Genomic DNA, 22,253 nt, shown 5'->3' with positions numbered 1-22,253 from the left:
TGGCAGGAGCCGCGTTCAGCCTGCGGCTTGCAGCTTGCGGCTAGTACCCCCGGGCAAAGTCCACTTCCCCGCGCAGCCCCTGCCCCGCCGCATACGCCCCTGTATTCTCGACAAACAACCGCACCATCGCCGCCGGCGAGGTGGGCGCCGAACTGTGCCCAGTCAACAGCAGCCCCCATGCCGTCCAGAACGGATGCCGCTGCGGCAACGGTTCCTGCCTGCACACATCGATCACCGCGCCCGCCAGGTGCCCCTCCTTCAACGCCTCGACCAGGTCGGCATCGACCACCGCAACACCGCGCCCTGCATTGATGAACAGGGCGCTGGGCCGGAAGCACTTGAACAGTGCCGCATCATATAAATCATGGGTTGCCGGCGTATCCGGCAGCAGGTTAATTACGTAGTCCACCTGCGCGACCAGGCGCGGCAGCTCTGCCAGCCCTGCAACTTCGACGAACGGCGCTTGCTCACGCGCACTGCTGGCCACGCCGTACACAGTCACGCCAAACGGCACGAGGAATTCGGCCACGCGTTGGCCGATATCACCGGTGCCCACGATCAGCACCTTGCGCCCTTCAAGCGAACGCCCGGGTCGATCGTCCCAGCGGCGTTCCACCTGGCTCACCAGGCGCGACAGTACTTCACGCTCGTGGCCGAGCATGTAGGTGAGCATGTACTCGGCCATCACCTGGCCAAAAATGCCGACCGCACGGGTCAGGCGGTAATCACGAGGTAACCCCTCGGCCAACAGCGGCGTGATGCCGGCCCAGGTAGATTGCACCCATTCGGGCTTGTGGCCTTGGCGCAGCAAGCTTGCCAGCAGGTCTGGCTGGCCCAGCCACACTTCGCATCGGGGGGCCTGGGAGGCCAGTTCGGCAGAGTCGCCGCTGGTCAGGACTTCCAGTTCAGGCGCTGCTTCACGCAGCAGACGGGCATAGGTGGCATGATCCTGCTCAGCGATCAGAACGCGCATCAAAGTGACAACCTTGGCAAACAACGAAGGAGGCCCGGCGCGCGGGCCTCCTGGGTAGGTGAGGGAGCGGTCCGGGGTCAGACCGGGTCGTTGCGGCGCAGCAGCTCTTCGGGCAGGTGCTCGATGTACTCTTCTTCAGCCGGCGGCATCTGCAAGTGGTAGCCCTGGTTTTCGAGGTTCTCCAGCACCTTGACGATGTCTTCGCGGGCCAGCTTGCGCTCGGGGGTCAGCACCAGGTCGAAGGCATGCACAGGCGTACCGAAGAATGGCAGCAGGGCCTCGGGCACGCGCTCCAGGCCCTCGGCCTTGAGCACGTAGAGGTACATTTCGTTCTTGCGGGGGCTCTTGTAGATCGAGCAAATACGTTTCATCGGGTTTCTCCGGCGCCCGCCAGGTCGTCCAGCAGGGCCTGGCCCATCCGCTCACGGCGCCAGCCGCGCAGCGAATCAGGCAGTTGATAGGGGCCATTGGGGTAGCCGCTCTTGAGCAGGGCTTCCAGGGTTTTCTTGCGCAGCATCAGCTCGGGGGCGATGCCCAGGCGCTCGCCTTCGGCCTGGCCGATGGCGCGCAGGCGCTTGAGGATGCCGGCGGCTTCGATTGGCAGAGGCTCGGGCAGGGTCGCCGGCCATTGCTCAGGCGGCAGGCTGGCTGCACGCTTGATCAGCTCGATCAGGAGCGCGCCGTCCTGGCGGATGGTACGCGGGTGCATTTCTTCGACCTTGGCCAGCGCCGACAGGTTGTCGGGCTGGGTCTTGGCCATGGGCCACAGCGAGTGCTCCTTGAGGATGCGGTTGCGCGGCACGTCACGGCTGCGCGCTTCGCACTCGCGCCAGGCGCACAGCTCGCGCAGCACGGCCAGTTGCTGGCGGCCCAGCTTCCAGGCCAGCTTGACGTCGCGGTACAGGGCCTGGGGGTCGACCTCACGGCGCAAGGCAGCAACCAGTTCGGCACCGTCTTCCAGCACCCAGGCGTACTTGTCATCGGACAGGCGGGGGCGCAGGGCCGAGAACAGTTCGGCCAAGTGCACGGCATCTTCGGCGGCGTAGCTGATCTGGGTTTCCGACAGCGGGCGCTGCAACCAGTCGGAGCGGGTCTCGCCTTTGGGCAACTCGATGCCCAGCACCTCCTGCACCAGGCGTGAATAGCCCATGGAGAAGCCCAGGTTCAGGTAGCCACCGGCCAGTTGCGTATCGAACAGCGGCTGCGGCAGCTTACCCGTCAGGCGCAGCAGCACCTCCAGGTCTTCGCTACAGGCATGCAGCACCTTGACCACGGCCGGGTTTTCCAGCAGCTCGCCCAGCGGCTGCCAGTTGCCGATCAGCAGCGGGTCGATCAGGTAGGCCCGCTGGCCGTCGCCGACCTGGATCAGGCCGGCTTTCGGGTAAAAGGTATCGACCCGCATGAATTCGGTGTCGAGCGCTACGAAGGGCAGTTCGTGCCAGCTTTGGCAGTGTTCGGCCAGGGTCTGGTCGTCACGGATCCAGTGTATTTCGATGGCCACGAGGCTCTCCCACTAACATTGGCGCGCAGTATATACGGCGCGGGCACTGCGGGTGAAACCTGCGCCATCCTTGCAATTGATGAACGGCATGTGCCGCAGGATCAGCGCTTGGCCGCCAGCCACGGCCGGCAGCTGGCGAACATGTCCAGCGACTGCTGGTAGACCTCGGTGCGCACCTGCAGCAGGCCGAGCATCGAGTGGAACAGGTTGTCTTGCGACAGCGGTGCATCGCTGAGTTTGGCCAGGCAGTCGGTGTCCAGGCCGAAGTCCTCTTTGTAGCTGTCCGAGAACCAGGTCAGCAGCGGTATGTGTTTTTGCTGGTCTGGTGCGATCGCATAGGGGGTACCGTGCAGGAACAGGTTGTATTCACCCAGCGATTCACCATGGTCGGACAGGTAGATCATCGCCGTGTCGACCTTGTCCTGCTTGCTGCGCAGGGTGTCGATCAACGACGCCAGCACGTTGTCAGTGTAGGCCAGGGTGTTGTCATAGCCGTTGATGATTTCCTCTTTGCTGCACTGGTTCAGCGCGTTGCTGTGGCACACCGGGGTAAACCGGTCGCCGCCCTCGGGGTAGCGCTTGAAGTACTCGGGGCCATGGCTGCCCATCTGGTGCAGGACCAGCACGGTGTCCTTGTCGAGGTTGTCGATCAGTTCACCCAGGCCCTGCAGCAGAATCTGGTCATGGCATTCGCCACCCGCGCACAAGGTAGGGTCCTTGAGGTTGCTGACATCGATGAACTGCACGCGGTCACAGGTGCCCTTGCACCCTGACTGGTTATCGCGCCACTGCACGGCCAGGCCCGCGCGCTGGAGGATGTCCAACAGCCCTTCACGGTTCTTCGCCACCCGGGCATCGTATTCCTTGCGCGTCATGCCCGAGAACATGCACGGCACCGATACCGCCGTTTCAGTCCCGCAGGAACGCACATCGGCGAATGCCAGCAGCCCTTGTTCTTTGGCAAGCTTGGGCGTGGTTTCACGGTCATAGCCGAGCACGCTGAAATGGTCTGCCCGCGCACTTTCACCGACCACCAGCACGGTCAACGATTTGCGCTCATGGTGCTGCCAGGCGGCATCACGGCGCGCATCGGTGCCATAACTCTGAAACGGCCTGGCCGCGGTACCGACACGCTCACTGACATAACCGATGGACGCACCGACGATATTGCTGGGCGTCAGCATCAGGCGCAGTTCGTGGTGATTGCGAAACAGCGATGACAGCCCCTGGTAGTTGATCAGAGCCACCGACCCCAGCGCCACCACACAGGCACCGCTGACCACCAGCTTGCCCAGCAGTTCGCGGTGCCAGACACGGTAGGCGATCGGGGCCTTGTACAACACGACTGAAGGCAATACGCCGAGCAGCAGTATATAAGCGGCAAACTTCAGCGACAGCAGGTCGCGCACTTCCGCGACATTGGTCTCGGCGATATTGCGGAACATGCCGGCGTCAATAAGTACACCGTACTGGTTCATGAAATAAGCGACACCTGCGCCACTCATGAACAACACGATCAGCAGGGGTTTTAAAACATAGCGGAAAGCAAACAGGGTCAATACCATGTTGAACGCGAAAAACATCAGCGCGGCAAACGCCAGGCTCAGCCAGAGCCCAGAGAGACCGGCGGGTACCACCTGCTGCAGGTGCTCCCAGAGAAAGAGATTGAAGCCAATCAGCAGGTACAGGCTGGCCAGCAGCGTGACCCATTCAGTCCGCAGGTATTTGACGTTGAGCATCGGCATTCGCAATCAAGAGTGGTTATCAACCCCCCGGCCAGAAGGCACCGTGGGAAAGTTGGCCGAACTCTAGAAAGGACACCATCAATTTTTTGTGAAAAAGACGCCAACAAATTCGTGAAGCGGCGTCTTTTATCCATTAAATGAAGTTCATTCAGGCGCCATTCAGCCTGGCAGGCGAAGCTTGGCGTACGGCTCACGGTCCATATCGAGTATTTCGACACACAACTGGATGTCCACGCCGTCCTGCTCCGGTGCGGCTTCGCGCAGCACCTCCAGCAAGCTGGCGGACAGCTGCTTTTTCACCTCCGGTGAGCGACCGCTCAGGATAGCCAGGCGCACATGGGCGAACGCGCGCTCACCGGGCGCGGTGCCAACGCGGTAGTGCGAGAAGGCCTGGGCACGGCTTTTGATATCCGCCTCATCGGCAAACTGGCCGCTGCCGACCAGCGCGTGGTTCAGGCGTAGCAGCAGCACATCGACATTGAGCGTTTTCAGGTTGTCGCTGTATTCCAGGTTCAGGTGCGGCATGGCGCGGGTTCCAGGCGGTGAGGAGATGCGACAGCCTACCCCAGTCCCCCAGCCGCGCAAAGGCGGCTATCCTCAAAGGTCAGGACCTTAACGACAACCCTGACAGAGGTGAAGAAATGCCAGTTCCGCACGATCTGCTCGCTGACCTGCACGTTACCGCTGATGCATTCCAGGCACTGATAGACAAGGACCAGGACCTTCACAAGCTGCACAAGGAATACAACGCCAAGGACAAGGAGGTGGTCGCCGCCGAAGGCAATGGTACCAACGACGATACCGTCAACCGCCTACGCAAGGAGAGGTTGCTGATCAAGGACAAGATCGAACGGATCATTCATCCGCCGAAATCCTGATGGGTTTCTGCTGACTCGATCGTCCGCTTCGCGGGCAACCCGCTCCCACAGGTGCTGCGGTGCATGCCAAAGCAGCACACTCGCTGCAGGAACGGGTTGACCCGCAAAGCGGCCACCGCCTTTACACGGCCGCCGAAGCCTGCAACGCCCCGTCCAGGTCCTCGATCAAGTCACGGTAGTCCTCGATCCCGATCGACAGCCGCAGCAAGCCCTCACTGATCCCCATCACCCCCTTCTGCTCAGGGCTCAGCGAATTGTGCGACATGCTCCAGGAGTGGTTGATCATGCTCTCCACGCCGCCCAACGAATCAGCCAGGACAAAGATCTGCAGGGCCTCGATCAAGCGATTGAGCGCCGCCCGGTCGCCGCCCTTGACCTTCATCGCCACCACGGCCCCGCCGGCGCGCATCTGGCGCTGGCACAGGTCATGCTGCGGGTGGCTTTCCAGCCCGGGGTAGTACACCTGCTCGATCTGTGGGTGGCTTTCAAGAAAGCGCGCCACCTGCAGCGCATTCGCGCACTGGCGCTCCATGCGTACATCCAGGGTCTTCAGGCCACGCAAGGCCAGGTAGCAGTCGAAGGGGCCCTGGATTGCGCCCACTGCCATGCTGATCTTGCGCAAACGCGCCAGCAATGCCTCGTTGGCGGCCACCACCACGCCGCCGGTGAGGTCGGAGTGGCCGCCGATGTATTTGCTGGCCGAGTGCATTACCAGGTCCACGCCCAGGGTGATCGGGCGCTGGTTCCAGGGTGAGCAGAAGGTGTTGTCGATGCAGGTGAGAATGCCGCGCGACCGGGCCAGGTCGCAGACGGCCTTGATGTCGACCAGGTGCAGCAACGGGTTGGTCGGTGACTCGATCCAGATCAGTTGGGTTTCCGGCCTGATGGCCGCCGCCACTGCCGCCAGATCATTGAGGTCGACGTAGGTCGTGGTCAGCCCCGAAGTGCGCCCGCGGTAGTCTTCAAGAATGCGGAAAGTGCCACCGTAGACACCGTTCATCACCACCACGTGGGCATCCTTGGGCAGCAACTCCAGCACCGTGGCGGTGGCGTTGACACCCGAGGCACAGGCCACCGCGCCAACGCCTTCCTCCAGGGCGGCGACACAGGTTTCGTAGGCATGCCGGGTGGGGTTGCCGACGCGGCTGTAGGCGTATTCGGGGTTGTCGTCGAGGCTGCGCTTGGTATACGAGCTGGCGGTGTAGATCGGCGGGAAGATCGCATTGTCGGCCACGCTGAACTGCTGACCAGCATGAATGGTACGGGTGGCGAAATTGCGCGGCTTGTCGGACATGGTCTGGCCCAGTGAAAGAGGGAAGTGCACAACTATCGCACACTCACAGGCCGTGATAGTGCCGGCCGCTGCAGGAAATTTTTCTACTCCTGGGGTAGGCTGTGGGACATTTTTCTGCGCGGCGCCTTCGTCATGGACACGTTCGACCAGCATATCCTCACCCTGCTCCAGCGCGATGCCTCGATCTCGCTCAAGGACCTGGCCGAAGCCGTCAACCTGTCCACTACACCCTGCTGGAAACGGGTCAAGCGCCTGGAGGAGGACGGCTACATCGTCGGCCGCGTCGCCCTGCTCGACCCCGAACGCCTGGGCCTTGGGCTGACCGTGTTCGTCCAGCTCAAGACCCAGCGCCACGACAGCGCCTGGCTGGAGCAGTTTGCCACGACAGTCAAGGGCTTCGAGGAGGTGATGGAGTTCTATCGCATGTCTGGCGACTGGGACTACATGCTGCGGGTGGTGGTGGGTGACATTGCAGCCTACGACCGCTTCTACAAGAAGCTGATCACCCGCACCGACGGGCTTTCCAACATCACCTCGAGCTTTGCCATGGAGCAGATGAAGTACACCACGGCGTACCCGGTGCACAGAATCTGATCGGCGGTGGTGGGCACCGGTCAATCCGCTGCCAACACCGCCTCGATCCGGTTACCGGCCTTGGCCTTCTCCAGGCGAATGGCAACGAACTCCAGGCGAATGGCAACGAACTTGGACGTTGGCGTGTAGGTCCCTTCGCCATAGCTTTCCAGCGGCACCAGCGGGTTGGTTTCCGGATAGTAGGCGGCCGCCTGCCCGTCTGGAATGTCATAGGGCACCAGGCGGAACCCCGACACGCGTCGCTCCACGCCATCCTCCCACAGCGACACCAGGTCCACCTGCTCGCCCGGCTCGAAGCCCAGGCGACGGATGTCCGCCTCGCTGACGAATACCACTTCACGCAGGCCAAACACCCCGCGATAGCGATCGTCGAGCCCGTACAGCGTGGTGTTGTACTGGTCGTGCGAACGCATCGTCTGCAGGATCAGGTCCGGTTTGTCGCCGCGGGCCAGTACCTGGGCGTTGACCAGGTGCTCAGGCAACGGGCTGGGACTGAAGCGTGCCTTGCCTGTGGTGGTGCGCCAGTTGCGCTCGGCCGCGCTGTTGCCCAGGTGGAAGCCACCCGGGTGCTGCAGGCGCTCGTTGAAGTCGGCAAAGCCGGGAATGACGTCGGCGATCATGGCGCGTATGCGGCTGTAGTCAGCAACGGCATATTCCCAGTCGATTGGCTGATTGCCCAGGGTGGCCTTGGCCATACCGGCAATGATCCAGGGCTCCGAACGCAGGTGCGGCGAACGCGGGCGCAGTTGGCCATGGGAGATATGCACCATGCTGAAGGTGTCTTCCACCGTCACACCCTGGGGGCCGTTGGCCTGAAGGTCAATCTCGGTACGCCCCAGGCACGGCAGAATCAGCGCATCGCCGCCGGTGACCAGGTGCGAGCGGTTGAGCTTGGTGGAAATCTGCACGGTCAGCGCGCAGTTGCGCAGGGCCGCATGGGTGCGCGGGGTGTCTGGCGTGGCCTGGGCGAAGTTGCCGCCAAGCGCGATGAACACTTTGGCCCGCCCCTCCTCCATGGCCTTGATCGCCAGCACGGCGTTATGCCCGTGGGCGCGGGGCACGCGGAAGTGGAAGCGTTTTTCCAGCGCATCGAGCAACGCCGCCTTGGGCTTCTCGTCGATGCCCATGGTGCGGTCGCCCTGCACGTTACTGTGGCCACGCACCGGCGACAGGCCAGCACCGGGCTTGCCGACGTTGCCGCGCAGCAGCTGCAGGTTGACGATTTCCTGCACGGTCGGCACCGAGTGGCGGTGCTGGGTCACCCCCATGGCCCAGCACATGATCACCCGTTCGGCCTTGCGGTACATACGCGCAGCCAGTTCGATCTCGGCCAGGTTCAAGCCAGACTGCTCGACGATGTGCTCCCACGAAGTGGCATCCACCGCCGCCAGGTAGTCATCGACGCCGCTGGTGTGCGCCTGGATGAAGGCGTGGTCGAACACCGCAGGCTCACCCTTGGCCTGGGCTTCGCGTTCCCATTGCAACAGGTACTTGGCAATACCGCGCATGGCCGCCATGTCGCCGCCCAGGGCCGGGCGAAAGTAAGCGGTGTTGGTCGGCTCGGAGCCGTTGCTGAGCATCTCGAACGGGTGCTGCGGATGCTGGAAGCGCTCCAGGCCGCGCTCCTTGAGCGGGTTGAAGCACACCACCTGGGCGCCGCGCTTGACCGCCTCACGCAGCGGTTCGAGCATGCGCGGGTGGTTGGTTCCAGGGTTCTGGCCGATCACGAAGATTGCGTCGGCCAGTTCCAGGTCGTGGAACACCACAGTGCCCTTGCCCACCCCCAAGGTTTGCGACATGCCCACACCGCTGGCCTCGTGACACATGTTCGAGCAATCGGGGAAATTGTTGGTGCCGTAAGCACGCACGAACAGCTGGTAGAGGAACGCCGCCTCGTTGCTGGCACGGCCGGAGGTGTAGAACTCGGCCTGATCGGCTGAATCGAGCGCCCGCAGGTGCTTGGCGACCAGGGCAAAAGCCTCTTCCCAGGAGGTTTGCACATAATGGTCCGTGGCCGCGTCGTAACGCATCGGGTGGGTAAGGCGGCCTTGGTACTCAAGCCAGTAGTCGGTCTGCTCAGCCAGGGCGCTGACGCTGTACTTGGCAAAGAATGCCGGGTCGACCGAACGGCCCGTGGCCTCCCAGTTGACCGCCTTGGCGCCGTTCTCGCAGAACTTGACCATGTCGCTTTCCGGCGATTCGCCCCAGGCGCAGCCAGGGCAGTCGAAGCCGCCGTTCTGGTTGGTCTTGAGCATGGCGCGCAGGTTCTTGAAGGCGTTGTCGCTGCCCAACCAGCTCTTGGTCACGCTCTTGAGCGCGCCCCAGCCGGCGGCGGGGCCTTTGTAGTCCCTGATGTGTTCGTCCTGGCTCATGGGGTCGATCCTCACGCGGCATTGAAAAGGTGCAGCGGAGCATGTCGTCCGGTGCTTCTTTTCAGCCTATTGAGGCAGGTACATGGGCGTCCAATCGATATGTCTTACAGGGTGATAGGCCGTTTCGATCAGGGGCCTTGTAACCGTGATAGAGGAGATTGATGAAACAGTCGGGCAAAGCAATTTGACGGGGGTCACCGCAGGTTATAGCTTGGACTTAGTACCCCTCCCCCAGCCGAGCGCGAACGTGGAACAGAACAGCCGGGCCCTGATCGACGGCTTCAATCGCAAGATCGACTACCTGCGGATGTCGGTCACGGACCGTTGCGACTTCCGCTGCGTGTATTGCATGGCCGAAGACATGCAGTTCCTGCCGCGCCAGCAGATCCTCAGCCTCGAAGAGCTGTTCCAGGTAGCCGAACGCTTTGTCGCGCTGGGCACCCGCAAGATACGCCTCACCGGCGGAGAGCCCTTGGTGCGCCAGGGCATCGTCGATCTGTGCCGGCGTATCGCCGCCCTGCCCGGCCTGCGCGAGCTGTGCATGACCAGCAACGGCTCGCAACTTGGCCGCCTGGCCCAGCCGCTGTTCGACGCGGGTGTTTCTCGCCTGAACATCAGCCTGGACAGCCTCGATGCCGAGCGCTTCAAGCAACTGACCCGCACCGGCGACCTGCGCCAGGTGATCGCTGGCATCGATGCCGCCCGCCGCGCCGGCTTCCAGCGCACCAAGCTCAATTGCGTGGTGCTCAAGGGCCGCAACGACCATGAACTGGCCGACCTGGTGCGCTTCGCCATCGACCGTGAGCTGGACATCACCTTCATCGAAGAAATGCCGCTGGGGGTCATCAGCGAGCATGAACGCGGCGAGTCCTTCTGCTCCAGTGATGAGGTGCGCGCGCGCCTTGGCGAACACTTCACCCTGGTCGAGTCGGCCGAATCGTCCCAAGGGCCGGCGCGCTACTGGCGCCTTGCCCAAGCGCCGCACACCCGTGTCGGGTTCATCTCGCCGCACAGCCACAACTTCTGCGCCACCTGCAACCGCGTGCGGCTGACCGTTGAAGGCCGGCTACTGCTGTGCCTGGGCAACGAGCATTCGATGGACCTCAAGCAAGTGCTGCGCGCCCATCCGGGCGATGCCGCACGGCTGGAGAAAGCCATTCGTGCGTCACTGCACCTCAAGCCCTATCGCCATCACTTCGAAGTGGGCGGCGATGTGCAGATTCTGCGTTTCATGAACATGACCGGCGGCTGACCGGCTGCCTTTGGATTTCCATGATCGTCCACCCCAACCCCGATGTGCTGCGTGTGCTGTTCACTCTCAAAGGTTCGATCCTCAAACGCATTGCCTTGCGCTGCCTGATGGTCACCTTGCTGGCCGCCCTGATCGTGCTGATCGAGCGCCACTTCCCGGCATTTTTCTACCCGGTCAGCGCAACGCCCTTCACCTTGCTCGGCCTGTCGCTGTCGATTTTCATGAGCTTTCGCAACAACGCCTGCTACGACCGCTGGTGGGAGGGGCGCAAGGCGTGGGGCAAGATGATCATCGAGACCCGCTCGTTCATACGCGAAAGCGTGGTGATCGCCGATGAAAAGCTGCGCGCCGAGTTGCTGCGCAACCTGTGTGGCTTCTCCCATGCTTTGAATGCGCGGCTGCGCGGTGAGGATGACGTGGCTGCCGCAAGGCCCTGGCTGAGCAACACCGCTGCCATCCGCCCGCACAATGTCTGCGACACCCTCCTGCGTGAGATCGGCGCACAGTGCTCACGGCTCGCCGAACAGCAGCAGATCAGCGACTGGCGCTACAGCCTGTTGGAACAGCGCCTGGTCGGCCTGTCGGAAGTGCAGGCAACCTGCGAACGGATCAAGGGCACCCCCTTGCCGTTCCCCTATACGTTGCTGCTGCACCGCACCATCTACATCTTCTGCCTGCTGCTGCCCTTCGCCCTGGCCGAGCCGCTGGGCTGGCTGGCGCCGCTGTTCACCACCATCGTCGGTTACACGTTCTTCGGCCTGGATGCCATTGGCAATGAGCTGGAGGACCCGTTCGGGCGGGACGAGAACGACCTGCCGACCGATGCCATGGTGCGCACCATCGAGCGGGATGTGCTGGGGGCCTTGGGGGTTGAGCCGCTGCCACCGGCCTTATTGCCGGTGGATTATGTGTTGCGCTGACGCTCGATGGCTGCCGGCGCAGCTCAGCCTCGGCTTTCGCAGGCTGCGATGGGCTTCAGATGCTTGACGAAATTGCACGGCCGGTGCCGCGCATCGAGCTGTTCCGCCAGGATGCCTTCCCACGCGGTACGGCAGGCGCCGGTAGAGCCCGGCAGGCAGCACACCAAGGTACCATTGGCCATGCCGGCCAGCGCCCGGCTTTGTACGGTCGAGGACCCGATATCGAGAATCGACAGCGCGCGAAACAGTTCGCCAAAGCCATCGATCTGCCTGTCGAACAGACACTGCACCGCCTCCGGTGTACTGTCGCGGCCGGTAAAGCCCGTGCCACCGGTGATCAGCACCACCTGCACCTGGTCATCGGCAATCCACGTAGCGACCTGGGCGCGGATCTTGTACAGGTCATCCTTGAGCAGCTCACGCGCCACCAGTCGATGGCCGATCTGCACCGAACGGCTGGCGAGCAGTTCGCCGGACGTGTCGTTATCGTAAGTTCGGGTATCGCTGACCGTCAGCACAGCGATATTGAGCGGTACGAAGACCGCGTCGGGTTGAACACGCACAATGAAGCTCCTTGTAGGGCATTGTCGCAACGCTAGAGGGGCAACTACCCAGCGTCCAATCGATATCGCATACCGACCGATCAATGACATCTATCGCAGACTTGGTTAAGGTCAGCACAACCAGACCCCAGGCACGCCCATGGACATCAAGCAGCTCAAGTTCCTCATCGCCCTCGACCAGACCCGCCATTTCGGCCAGGCGGCGGCGCTGTGCCATATTACCCAACCGACCCTGTCGATGCGCCTACGCAACCTGGAGGACGAACTGGACCTGGTGCTGGTCAAACGTGGCCAGCGCTTTGAAGGCTTCACCGAAGCCGGCGAACGCATCCTGGCCTGGGCCCGCACCCTGCTCGCCGCCCACGACGGCCTACAGGCCGAGGCCGCCAGCTGCCGTGGCCAGGTGGTCGGCAGCCTACGCCTGGGCACTGTGCCACTGGCCAGCTTCAACCCCATGCATCTGCTGCTGCCGCTGCGCGAAAAATACCCCGAACTGCAGTTTCAACTGAGCTCGCACAGCACCGAGCAGATCATGGACGGTTTGAGCCGCAACCAGCTTGACCTGGGCATCTGTTACCTGGACCAGGTCAACGCCAGCTTCTTCGAAGTCATCGAGCTGGGCACCACCACCATGGGCCTGCTGCATGATACCCGCCACTTTCAGTTCACCGCCGACAGCTTGCGCTGGGAAGACCTCGGCAGCCTCCCCTTGGGCCTGCTGAGCAAAGGGATGCACTACCGTCAGTCGCTGGACTTGAGCTTCCGCAGCCGCAGCCTGGAGCCTAACGCCGTACTGGAGAGCGATTCGACCTTCCAGCTGATCCAGGCCATCAACACCGGCGTGTGCTGCGCGATCATGCCACTGGATTGCGGGCTGGAGGAGTTGAGCGACCACATGCGCATCCTCCCCATCACCGACGCCAGCATCCACAGCCCGGTCGGCCTGCTGCTGCGCCGCAGCGAGCCACGCTCGGCGCTTGCCGAACAGTGCTTCGCCGAGGCACGCACGCTGTTTCAAGCCGACTGAACGGCTGTCGCCTGGCGATACTGCCTGGGTGTGAAGCCGGTCAACTGCTTGAACTGCCGGCTGAACGCGCTGTGGTCGGTGTAGCCGCACCGCAGCGCGACCTCGGTGATGGGCAGCTCCGAATGCAATAGCCGATGGGCCTGCTCCAGGCGGGCCTTGTGGATCATTTGCCGTGGCGTGAGGTGGAACACCCGTTTGCAGTAGCGCTCAAGTTGCGCCACGGAGATCCCGGCGATACGGGTCAACTCCCCCATGCTGATGGGCTGATGAAAGTGCCGACGAATATGTTCGTCCACTGCGGCCAGGCGCTGGTAGGCGGGATGGGTGTCGGCGGCTGACTGCACGTCGACGGAGATCCCCACCAGACCGATGATCTGGCCTGCCGGGTTGTACAACGGGCGCTTGTGCGTCAGGCACCAGCCTGGTTCGCGGCTGCCGTACAGGTGCAGTTCCAGCTGGTCTTCCAGCACCAGCCCATCCTTGAGCACGCGGCGGTCCTGCTCGGTGTAGCCGGGGCCCAATTGCGCAGGGAACACCTCGGCGCTGGTCTTGCCCAGCAACGGCTGCAGACGCTTGAGGCCACAGCGTTGGACCAGCGTGTTGTTGGCCAGCACATAGCGAGCGTCGGGGTCCTTGATGAAGATCGCGGCGTTGGGGATGGCGTCGAGGATCGGCAGCAGCAGGGCTACGCCGGCCAGCAGCGCCTCGAGGGTGGCGGGGCGCTGCTGATCGAGGGACTGATACAGGGTTGCCAGGGGATCTGGTGTCATCTCGATTCTCTTGGTTGAAGCCGTTGGCGCTTTAACGGGCAACTCGGCGAACGCGCCGTGACTGCCGTCGAACAGCTGCAGCCCTTGCACAGTGCGGCCTTCAGCCTATCCAGCAAAGCCACCTCGCCGCCAGTGCTTTTCTGCAACTGTGCCGATTTCGTCATTCCCCCTGCAGAAAACCATCAAGAACCGCCGCCCTGATCGGTCCACTCTATGCCCCACGCAAGCCGCCCAGGACCTACAAGAGCGCGGCCCAGAAAGCCGCACCTCGTGACATCAGACCTGCCTATCCAAAACCTACAAAAAGGCGCTCCCCCATGTCAGGCAAATTCAAGAAACAGCTGTCATTGCTCGACCTCACCTTCATCGGCCTTGGTGCCATCTTCGGCTCCGGCTGGCTGTTCGCCGCCAGCCATGTCTCGGCTATCGCCGGCCCGGCCGGTATCCTTTCCTGGTTCCTCGGCGGTTTTGCCGTGCTGTTGCTGGGTATCGTCTATTGCGAACTCGGCGCCGCCCTGCCCCGCGCCGGTGGTGTGGTGCGCTACCCGGTGTACTCCCACGGCCCGCTGCTTGGCTACCTGATGGGCTTCATCACGCTGATCGCCTTTTCCAGCCTGATCGCCATCGAAGTGGTTGCCTCGCGCCAGTACGCCGCCGCCTGGTTTCCAGCACTGACCAAGACCGGGTCCAGCGACCCGACGGTGCTCGGCTGGCTGGTGCAGTTCGCCCTGCTGGGGCTGTTCTTCCTGCTCAACTATCGCAGCGTCAAGACCTTCGCCAAGGCCAACAACCTGGTCAGCGTGTTCAAGTTCATCGTGCCGTTGCTGGTGATCGGCGTGCTGTTCACGTTCTTCAAACCGGAGAACTTCGAAGTCCACGGCTTCGCCCCGTTCGGGATGTCCGGCGTGGAAATGGCCGTGTCGGCCGGCGGTATCATTTTCGCCTACCTGGGGCTGACGCCGATCATTTCGGTGGCCAGCGAAGTGAAGAACCCGCAGCGCACCATCCCCATCGCGCTGATCCTCTCGGTGCTGCTTTCCACCGCCATCTACGCCCTGTTGCAACTGGCCTTCCTCGGCAGCGTACCGACCCACATGCTGACCAACGGCTGGGCCGCAGTGACCCAGGAACTGGCCCTGCCCTACCGTGACATCGCCCTGGCGCTGGGGGTGGGCTGGCTGGCCTACCTGGTAGTGGCCGATGCCGTGATCTCGCCCAGCGGCTGCGGCAACATCTACATGAACGCCACCCCGCGCGTGGTCTACGGCTGGGCGCAGACCGGCACCTTCTTCAGGTATTTCACCCGCATCGATGAGCAGTCCGGCATCCCCCGCCCGGCGCTGTGGTTGACCTTCGGCCTGGCGGTGTTCTGGACCCTGCCATTCCCTTCCTGGGAAGCACTGATCAACGTGGTGTCGGCGGCCCTGGTGCTCAGCTACGCCGTGGCTCCGGTCACCGTCGCCGCCCTGCGCCGCAATGCACCCGACATGCCACGCCCGTTCCGAGTCAAGGGCATGGGCGTGCTTGGCCCACTGTCCTTCATCATCGCCGCACTGATCGTGTACTGGTCCGGCTGGAATACCGTGTCGTGGCTGCTGGCCCTGCAGATCGTGATGTTCGTGCTGTACCTGCTGTGTGGCCGTTTCGTACCGACCCAGCACCTGTCGCTGGCCCAGCAAGTGCGCTCCTGCGCCTGGCTGATCGGTTTCTACGCCGTCACCATCCTGCTCTCCTGGCTTGGCAGCTTCGGCGGCCTGGGTGTCATCGGCCACCCGTTCGACACCGTCGCCGTCGCCGTCTGCGCCCTGTGCATCTACTACTGGGGTGCCGCCACCGGCGTGCCTGCCCACCTGGTGCGGCTGGAGGGTGAGGACGAAAGCGAAGCCACCGGCGCCCCCTACAGTGGCCAGCACCCTGCCGCCATCGCCTCCTGACCCCTCTGGAATGGACATGCCCATGAAACACGTTCACGTCATCGACTCGCATACCGGCGGTGAACCGACCCGTCTGGTGATCAAAGGCTTCCCACAGCTGCATGGCCGCAGCATGGCCGAGCAGCGCGACGAACTGCGCGAGCTGCACGACCCATGGCGCCGCGCCTGCCTGCTGGAGCCACGCGGCAACGATGTGCAGGTGGGCGCCCTGTACTGCGCGCCGGTGTCTGAAGGCGCCACCTGCGGGGTGATCTTCTTCAACAATGCCGGCTACTTGAACATGTGCGGTCACGGCACCATCGGCTTGGTCGCCTCGCTGCAGCATCTGGGCTTGATCGAGCCGGGCGAGCACAGGATCGATACCCCGGTCGGCCCAGTAACCGCCACCCTGCATGCAGACGGCGCGGTCACTGTCGGCAATGTACCGGCCTACCGCTACCGCCAGCAGGTGGCCGTCGAGGTGCCGGGCCATGGCGTGGTGCACGGCGACATCGCCTGGGGGGGCAACTGGTTCTTCCTGGTGTCCGAACACGGCCAACGCATCGAGCTGGATAACCGCGAGGCCCTTACCGAATACACCTGGGCGATGCTCAAGGCCCTTGAAGCCCAGGGCATCACCGGTGAAAACGGCGCGCTGATCGACCATGTCGAGCTGTTTGCCGATGACCCCGAGGCCGACAGCCGCAACTTCGTCATGTGCCCGGGCAAGGCCTATGACCGCTCGCCCTGCGGCACCGGCACCAGTGCCAAGCTGGCCTGTCTAGCCGCCGACGGCAAGCTCGGCGAGGGCCAGACCTGGATCCAGGCCAGCATCACCGGCAGCCAGTTCCATGGCCGCTACCTGCGTGAAGGCGAGCATATCCGCCCGTTCATCACCGGCCGCGCCTACATGACCGCCGACAGCACCCTGCTGATCGACGAGCAGGACCCGTTCGCCTGGGGCATCTGACCCGGCCTTTTCTCTACTGAACACAGCAAGGAGTGACACCCATGAGCGACAACATCTTCACCGGCTGCATGCCTGCCCTGATGACCCCCTGCACCGCCGAGCGTAAACCGGACTTCGATGCCCTGGTGCGCAAGGGCCAGCAACTGATCGAGGCCGGCATGAGCGCCGTGGTGTACTGCGGGTCGATGGGCGACTGGCCGCTGCTGACCGAGGCCGAGCGCCAGGAAGGCGTGGCGCGCCTGGTGGCCGCGGGCATCCCAACCATCGTCGGCACCGGGGCAGTGAATACCCGTGAGGCCGTGGCCCATGCTGCCCATGCGGCCAAGGTCGGTGCCGCGGGCCTGATGGTCATCCCCCGCGTGCTGTCGCGCGGCGCCTCGCTGATTGCCCAGAAGCACCACTTTGCCGCGATCCTGCAGGCCGCACCCAAGCTGCCAGCGGTGATCTACAACAGCCCCTACTATGGCTTCGCCACCCGCGCCGACCTGTTCTTCGAACTGCGCCGCGAGTACCCCAACCTGATCGGTTTCAAGGAGTTCGGCGGCGCTGCCGACCTGCGCTACGCCGCCGAACACATCACCTCCAAGGACGACGACGTGACCTTGATGGTCGGCGTCGATACCCAGGTGGTGCATGGCTTCGTCAATTGCAACGCCACCGGTGCCATCACCGGCATCGGCAACGCCCTGCCGCGTGAAGTGCTGCAACTGGTAAGCCTGAGCAAACAGGCCGCCAAGGGCGATGCCAGGGCGCGGCGCCTGGCGCGTGAGCTGGAGGCGGCGCTGGCAGTGCTGTCGTCGTTCGATGAAGGTTGCGACCTGGTGCTGTATTACAAGCACCTGATGGTGCTCAACGGCGACAGCGAATACACCCTGCACTTCAACGAGACCGACGCACTCACCGACGCCCAACGTCACTACGCCGAGCAGCAGTACGCGCTGTTCCGCACCTGGTACGCCAGCTGGTCCGCCGAACAGAACCTGGCCTGATTGCAAGGACGCGCCGCTGCGCCTGTAGGGCGGCTACACCCGCCCCTAAAGGCGCAGCGGCGCCCCTTGATACCGACTTCAATTCCAGAGGACGTACCATGACCCTGACAGGCAACCTGCTGATCGGCCAGCATGCCGTAACCGGCAGCCGCGAAGCGATCCACGCCATCAACCCGGCCACCAACCTGGCCCTTGAGCCCGCTTACGCCGGAGCCACCGGCGAACACGTGGCCCAGGCCTGCACACTGGCCTGGGCCGCGTTCGACAGCTACCGCGAAACCTCGCTTGAACAACGCGCTGCATTTCTCGAAACCATCGCCGAACAGATCGAAGCACTGGGCGAGGTGCTGATCGACCGCGCCGTGGCCGAGAGCGGATTGCCCAAGGCGCGCATCCAAGGTGAACGTGGCCGTACCTGTGGCCAATTGCGGACCTTCGCCCGGGTGGTGCGCAGCGGCGAATGGCTTGATGTACGGGTCGACAACGCCCAACCCTTGCCCCGCGCCGATCTGCGCCAACGCCAGGTGGCACTGGGCCCGGTGGCAGTGTTTGGCGCCAGTAACTTCCCCCTGGCCTTTTCGGTAGCGGGTGGCGACACCGCCTCGGCCCTGGCAGCCGGCTGCCCGGTGGTGGTCAAGGCCCATGGCGCACACCCCGGTACCAGTGAGCTGGTCGGCCAGGCAGTGGCCCGGGCCGTGATGTTGTGCGGCCTGCCGGAGGGCGTATTCTCGCTGCTGTATGGCGCGGGCCGCGAAGTGGGCATTGCCCTGGTCAGCGACCCGCGCATCAAGGCCGTTGGCTTTACTGGTTCGCGCAGCGGCGGCCTTGCGCTGTGCCAGGCTGCCCAGGCTCGCCCGGAGCCGATACCGGTTTATGCCGAGATGAGCTCGATCAACCCGGTGTTCCTGTTCGACGCGGCCTTGCAGGCGCGGGCAGAGGCCCTGGCGCAGGGCTTCGTCGCGTCGCTGACCCAGGGCGCCGGCCAATTCTGCACCAACCCCGGCCTGGTCATAGCTCGCCAGGGCCCAGCGTTGCAGCGCTTCATCACCGCTGCCAGCGAGCACATACGGCAAGTGCCGGCGCAAACCATGCTCACCCCTGGCATTTTCAGTGCTTATGAAGCCGGTATTGGCGCCCTGGCCAACAACGCCAACGCCCAGGTCGCCGCCAGCGGCCAACCGCAACAAGGGCCTAACCAATGCCAGGCGCAGCTGTTCGTCACCCAGGCCGATGCATTCCTGGCCGACCCTGCACTACAAGCTGAAGTGTTTGGCGCCGCTTCGCTGGTGGTCACCTGCGAAAGCGACGAGCAGGTCCGCCAGGTAGCCGAGCACCTGGAAGGGCAATTGACCGCTACCCTGCAACTGGACGATGGCGATATCGACAGTGCACGCAATCTGCTGCCCACCCTTGAGCGCAAGGCCGGGCGCATCCTGGTCAACGGCTGGCCGACCGGGGTGCAAGTGTGCGATGCGATGGTCCACGGCGGGCCGTTTCCGGCCACATCCGATGCTCGCAGCACCTCGGTAGGCACGGCGGCGATCCTGCGCTTCCTGCGCCCGGTGTGCTACCAGGACTTCCCCGATGCCTTGCTGCCGCAGGCGTTGAAGCATGGCAACCCGTTGCACCTGCAACGTTTGCTCGACGGCAGGCGGGAACGCTGAGCCATGGTCGCTGTGTCTACTGATAGCGATATCGCCGTGGTTGGCGCCGGCATCGTCGGCGTCGCCTGCGCCCTGCAGCTGGCACGCCAAGGCCGCCGGGTGCTGCTGATCGACCGCCAGCAACCCGGCCACGGTGCCTCCTACGGCAATGCCGGGCACCTGGCCACCGAACAGGTGTTCCCAATTGCTGACCTGACGATCCTCAAGCGCCTGCCGCGCATGCTGCTCGACCCGATGGGCCCGCTGCGCCTGGACTGGAAGTACCTGCCCAAGGCGTTGCCCTGGTTTACCCGGCTACTGCTCAACTTGCGGCCGGCGCCATCGCGGCGCAGCGTGGCCGGCATCCGCGCGCTCAACGAAGGCAGCCTGGGTGCATGGCAGCGCTTGCTCGGCTCGATCGGGCGCAGTGACCTGTTCAAGGAAGATGGCTCGCTGCTGGTGTTCGAGCGGCCTGAATCGCACCAGGCGTTGCACGCGTTGCAAACACGCATGCAGCAGCAGGGGGTGCCGGTGGAGTTCTGGTCGGCCGCCAGTGTCAGCGCTGCAGCAGCGCAATTGAGCCCGTCGATCCGGGGTGGGCTGTTCTTCCCGCGTACTGGGCACTTTCTGGACCCATATCGGGTGGTCTGCGAACTGTTCGAGGCAGCCCAGGCCAACGGCGTACGCTTCGTCCAGGCACAGGTCAACGGGGGACATCTGCATGGCCAAGGCGTCACGTTGAGCAGCGACCAGGGCACGTTCCACGCGCGCCAGGTGCTGATCAGCTGCGGCGCCCACTCTGCGCACCTGACCCAGGCCCTTACCGGCAAACGCGTACCGCTGGACACCGAACGTGGTTATCACCTGATGTTGCCGAGGGAAAGCCAGCGCCTGCCGTTTGCCGTCACGTCGCTGGAGCGCAAGTTCATCATGACACCGATGGCCGACGGTTTGCGCCTGGCCGGCACCGTGGAGTTCGCCGGGCTCGATGCACCGCCAAGCATGCAGCGCGCTTGGCAGTTGCACCGTTTGAGCAAGGGTTTGTTCCAGCGGGACCTGGATGCCGAGGGCGCAACCCCGTGGATGGGCCTGCGGCCTTCACTGCCCGATTCATTGCCGGTCATCGATCGGGTGTGCGATGGGCGGGTGCTGCTTGCGTTCGGGCATCAGCACTTGGGGTTGACCCAGGCGGCGGTGACGGCGCAATGGCTGGGGCGGTTGGCTGAGCGGGAACCTGGTGCCGAGGTGAAGGCCTATCGGCTGGATCGATTTTGAAACAGGGCCGCTGTGCGGCCCTCAAGGCGATGCCCAGAGCAAGTGCACCATGGTTGGCACCGGGGATCACCCTCAGCGGTAACGCTCAAGCCAATGCGCATACGGTGCGGGCAAGGTCCAGGACGCTTTATCCACGCCCAGCTCCTTGGCAGCGAAATAGGCCCAGTGCGGGTCGGCCAGATGGGCGCGCCCCACCGATACCAAATCGAGCTGGTTGGCCTGCAGTGCCCCTTCCGCCAACTGCGGCGTACCAAAGCCCCATGCCGAGGTCACGGGCAGGTCCGCTTCGCGGCGCACGCGTTCGGCGATCGGCCCCATGAAGGCTGGGCCCCACGGGATATTGGTGTCGGGGATGGTGAAGCCTACGCTGACACTCAGCAAGTCCAGGCCACCCGCCTTGAAGCGACGCGCCAGCTCGATGGATTCTTCCAGGGTCTGCTCGTCGCGACCGTCGTATTCCAGCACCCCGAAACGCGCGGTCAGCGGCAGGTTTTCCGGCCAGACCTCGCGTACGGCCGCCAGGGTTTCCAGCAGGAAGCGGCTGCGATTCTCAACGTTGCCACCGTAGGCGTCGGTGCGCTGGTTGGAATGCTCAGAGAAGAAGCTTTGCCCCAGGTAACCATGGGCGAAGTGCAGCTCGATCCATTCGAAGCCGGCATCACGCGCACGGCGGGCGGCGTCGACGAAATCCTGCTTGACCCGGGCGATGTCGTCCAGCGTCATTTCACGCGGCACTTTGGGCAAGTGAGCACCAAAGGCGATGGCCGACGGGGCGATGGTTTCCCAGCCACGGGCGTCGTCGGCGGCAATGTGGTCGTCCCCCTCCCACGGGCGATTGGCGCTGGCCTTGCGCCCGGCGTGGGCAATCTGGATGCCTGGCACCGAACCTGCGGCCTTGATCGCCTGCACCACCGGCACGAAGGCCTGGGCATGGGCATCACTCCAGATCCCGGCACAACCCGGGGTGATCCGCCCTTCAGGCGATACTGCGGTGGCTTCGACCACCACCAAACCGGCCCCGCCACGGGCCAGACCGGCCAGGTGCACATGGTGCCAGTCGTTGATCATGCCGTCCTCGGCCATGTACTGGCACATCGGCGGAATGGCGATGCGGTTGCGCAGGGTGACGTCCTTGAGGGTATAGGGTTGGAACAGTGCGGACATGGAAAGACTCCGGTTCATCTGAATACGATAGTTCGATCATAATCGAACTATGGCAATTAATGAAACCCCCGTTATCATGGCCACTATGCGAGCCTACAAACACCCCAACCCTGAAGACCTGATTCTCGAGCGCCTGCTTTATGCCTTGAGCGACCCCGTGCGCCTGGAGATCGTGCGCCACCTGGCGGGCGTTGACGAAGCCAGTTGCGGCGAACTGGACGGCGGGCGGCCGAAATCGAGCATGTCCCATCATTTTCGCGTGTTGCGGGATGCGGGGCTGGTGCATACGCGCAATGTGGGCACTACCCATATGAATTCGCTGCGCTGCGAAATGCTCGACGAACGGTTCCCCGGGTTGCTGGCGTGCATTCTGCGCCAGCGCTGAATCAGCACTGATCGCTTCGCGGATT

At 63.7% G+C, this 22,253-nt stretch carries 21 protein-coding genes; 11 read left to right on the top strand and 10 right to left on the bottom strand.

Annotated features, from left to right (window positions below):
- Positions 1–40: 40 nt before the first annotated feature.
- The 5 genes from L6D80_RS00300 to L6D80_RS00280 all read right to left on the bottom strand — a co-directional run bounded on the left by L6D80_RS00300 (position 41) and on the right by L6D80_RS00280 (position 4,744).
- Positions 41–973, bottom strand: a complete 933-nt coding sequence (locus tag L6D80_RS00300) for a D-2-hydroxyacid dehydrogenase (protein ID WP_054902055.1) — start codon at positions 971–973, stop codon at positions 41–43.
- Positions 974–1,050: 77 nt separating this feature from the next.
- On the bottom strand, positions 1,051–1,344 hold the full coding sequence (locus L6D80_RS00295; protein WP_054902017.1) for a YcgL domain-containing protein: 294 nt from the start codon (positions 1,342–1,344) through the stop codon (positions 1,051–1,053).
- Positions 1,341–2,474 (bottom strand): ribonuclease D, encoded by a 1,134-nt coding sequence (gene rnd, locus L6D80_RS00290; RefSeq protein ID WP_176513306.1) that lies wholly within the window; start codon positions 2,472–2,474, stop codon positions 1,341–1,343. Before rnd ends, L6D80_RS00295 begins: the two co-directional genes overlap by 4 nt.
- 101 nt (positions 2,475–2,575) lie before the next feature.
- On the bottom strand, positions 2,576–4,213 hold the full coding sequence (locus L6D80_RS00285) for a phosphoethanolamine transferase (RefSeq protein WP_176513304.1): 1,638 nt from the start codon (positions 4,211–4,213) through the stop codon (positions 2,576–2,578).
- 165 nt (positions 4,214–4,378) lie between these two features.
- The gene (locus tag L6D80_RS00280) at positions 4,379–4,744 is read right to left on the bottom strand and encodes a 5-carboxymethyl-2-hydroxymuconate Delta-isomerase (RefSeq protein ID WP_054902019.1); all 366 of its coding nucleotides are present in this window, start codon (positions 4,742–4,744) and stop codon (positions 4,379–4,381) included.
- 116 nt (positions 4,745–4,860) lie between these two features.
- On the opposite strand from L6D80_RS00280, the gene L6D80_RS00275 reads away from it, so the two are divergent.
- The gene (locus L6D80_RS00275; RefSeq protein WP_054902020.1) at positions 4,861–5,097 is read left to right on the top strand and encodes an HP1242/YdcH family protein; all 237 of its coding nucleotides are present in this window, start codon (positions 4,861–4,863) and stop codon (positions 5,095–5,097) included.
- A gap of 121 nt (positions 5,098–5,218) precedes the next feature.
- Here L6D80_RS00275 and L6D80_RS00270 read toward each other — a convergent pair whose 3' ends face one another.
- Positions 5,219–6,403 (bottom strand): trans-sulfuration enzyme family protein, encoded by a 1,185-nt coding sequence (locus L6D80_RS00270; RefSeq protein WP_176513381.1) that lies wholly within the window; start codon positions 6,401–6,403, stop codon positions 5,219–5,221.
- A gap of 120 nt (positions 6,404–6,523) precedes the next feature.
- Between L6D80_RS00270 and L6D80_RS00265 the strand changes: the two genes are divergently transcribed.
- Positions 6,524–6,985, top strand: a complete 462-nt coding sequence (locus L6D80_RS00265; protein WP_176513302.1) for an Lrp/AsnC family transcriptional regulator — start codon at positions 6,524–6,526, stop codon at positions 6,983–6,985.
- Between the two features lie 20 nt (positions 6,986–7,005).
- Here L6D80_RS00265 and L6D80_RS00260 read toward each other — a convergent pair whose 3' ends face one another.
- Positions 7,006–9,357: an FdhF/YdeP family oxidoreductase gene (locus L6D80_RS00260; RefSeq protein ID WP_176513300.1), complete on the bottom strand. Its 2,352-nt coding sequence runs from the start codon at positions 9,355–9,357 to the stop codon at positions 7,006–7,008.
- A gap of 247 nt (positions 9,358–9,604) precedes the next feature.
- On the opposite strand from L6D80_RS00260, the gene moaA reads away from it, so the two are divergent.
- Positions 9,605–10,609, top strand: a complete 1,005-nt coding sequence (gene moaA / locus L6D80_RS00255) for a GTP 3',8-cyclase MoaA (protein ID WP_176513298.1) — start codon at positions 9,605–9,607, stop codon at positions 10,607–10,609.
- Positions 10,610–10,629: 20 nt separating this feature from the next.
- Complete coding sequence (locus L6D80_RS00250; protein WP_054902023.1) at positions 10,630–11,529, top strand: bestrophin family protein; 900 nt, start codon at positions 10,630–10,632, stop codon at positions 11,527–11,529.
- Positions 11,530–11,552: 23 nt separating this feature from the next.
- Here the strand turns inward: L6D80_RS00250 and moaB are convergent, their stop codons facing one another.
- Positions 11,553–12,092: a molybdenum cofactor biosynthesis protein B gene (moaB, locus tag L6D80_RS00245; protein ID WP_054902024.1), complete on the bottom strand. Its 540-nt coding sequence runs from the start codon at positions 12,090–12,092 to the stop codon at positions 11,553–11,555.
- Between the two features lie 139 nt (positions 12,093–12,231).
- Between moaB and L6D80_RS00240 the strand changes: the two genes are divergently transcribed.
- Positions 12,232–13,119, top strand: coding sequence for a LysR family transcriptional regulator (locus L6D80_RS00240; protein ID WP_176513296.1), 888 nt, complete (start codon positions 12,232–12,234; stop codon positions 13,117–13,119).
- On the opposite strand, the gene L6D80_RS00235 is transcribed toward L6D80_RS00240, so the two are convergent.
- On the bottom strand, positions 13,107–13,889 hold the full coding sequence (locus L6D80_RS00235) for an AraC family transcriptional regulator (protein ID WP_176513294.1): 783 nt from the start codon (positions 13,887–13,889) through the stop codon (positions 13,107–13,109). The genes L6D80_RS00240 and L6D80_RS00235 overlap by 13 nt on opposite strands.
- Before the next feature lie 317 nt (positions 13,890–14,206).
- Here L6D80_RS00235 and L6D80_RS00230 point away from each other — a divergent pair, with 317 nt between their 5' ends.
- The 5 genes from L6D80_RS00230 to L6D80_RS00210 all read left to right on the top strand — a co-directional run bounded on the left by L6D80_RS00230 (position 14,207) and on the right by L6D80_RS00210 (position 20,679).
- Positions 14,207–15,823: an APC family permease gene (locus tag L6D80_RS00230; protein WP_054902027.1), complete on the top strand. Its 1,617-nt coding sequence runs from the start codon at positions 14,207–14,209 to the stop codon at positions 15,821–15,823.
- Positions 15,824–15,845: 22 nt separating this feature from the next.
- Positions 15,846–16,772 carry a 4-hydroxyproline epimerase gene (locus L6D80_RS00225; protein WP_176513292.1) on the top strand — a complete coding sequence of 309 codons (927 nt, stop codon included), beginning with the start codon at positions 15,846–15,848 and terminating at the stop codon, positions 16,770–16,772.
- Between the two features lie 41 nt (positions 16,773–16,813).
- Positions 16,814–17,761 carry a dihydrodipicolinate synthase family protein gene (locus tag L6D80_RS00220; RefSeq protein WP_176513290.1) on the top strand — a complete coding sequence of 316 codons (948 nt, stop codon included), beginning with the start codon at positions 16,814–16,816 and terminating at the stop codon, positions 17,759–17,761.
- Between the two features lie 98 nt (positions 17,762–17,859).
- Positions 17,860–19,425: an aldehyde dehydrogenase (NADP(+)) gene (locus L6D80_RS00215; protein WP_176513288.1), complete on the top strand. Its 1,566-nt coding sequence runs from the start codon at positions 17,860–17,862 to the stop codon at positions 19,423–19,425.
- 3 nt (positions 19,426–19,428) lie between these two features.
- Positions 19,429–20,679 (top strand): NAD(P)/FAD-dependent oxidoreductase, encoded by a 1,251-nt coding sequence (locus L6D80_RS00210; protein ID WP_176513286.1) that lies wholly within the window; start codon positions 19,429–19,431, stop codon positions 20,677–20,679.
- A 72-nt stretch (positions 20,680–20,751) separates the two neighbouring features.
- On the opposite strand, the gene xenA is transcribed toward L6D80_RS00210, so the two are convergent.
- Positions 20,752–21,843: a xenobiotic reductase XenA gene (gene xenA, locus L6D80_RS00205; protein WP_054902031.1), complete on the bottom strand. Its 1,092-nt coding sequence runs from the start codon at positions 21,841–21,843 to the stop codon at positions 20,752–20,754.
- A 49-nt stretch (positions 21,844–21,892) separates the two neighbouring features.
- On the opposite strand from xenA, the gene L6D80_RS00200 reads away from it, so the two are divergent.
- The gene (locus L6D80_RS00200) at positions 21,893–22,228 is read left to right on the top strand and encodes an ArsR/SmtB family transcription factor (RefSeq protein WP_054902032.1); all 336 of its coding nucleotides are present in this window, start codon (positions 21,893–21,895) and stop codon (positions 22,226–22,228) included.
- Positions 22,229–22,253 lie beyond the last annotated feature (25 nt).

It is taken from the genome of Pseudomonas ceruminis (assembly GCF_021602025.1).
In the GTDB taxonomy this organism is placed as follows: Bacteria; Pseudomonadota; Gammaproteobacteria; order Pseudomonadales; family Pseudomonadaceae; genus Aquipseudomonas; species Aquipseudomonas ceruminis.
This window is presented reverse-complemented; position numbering and strand designations above follow the sequence as displayed.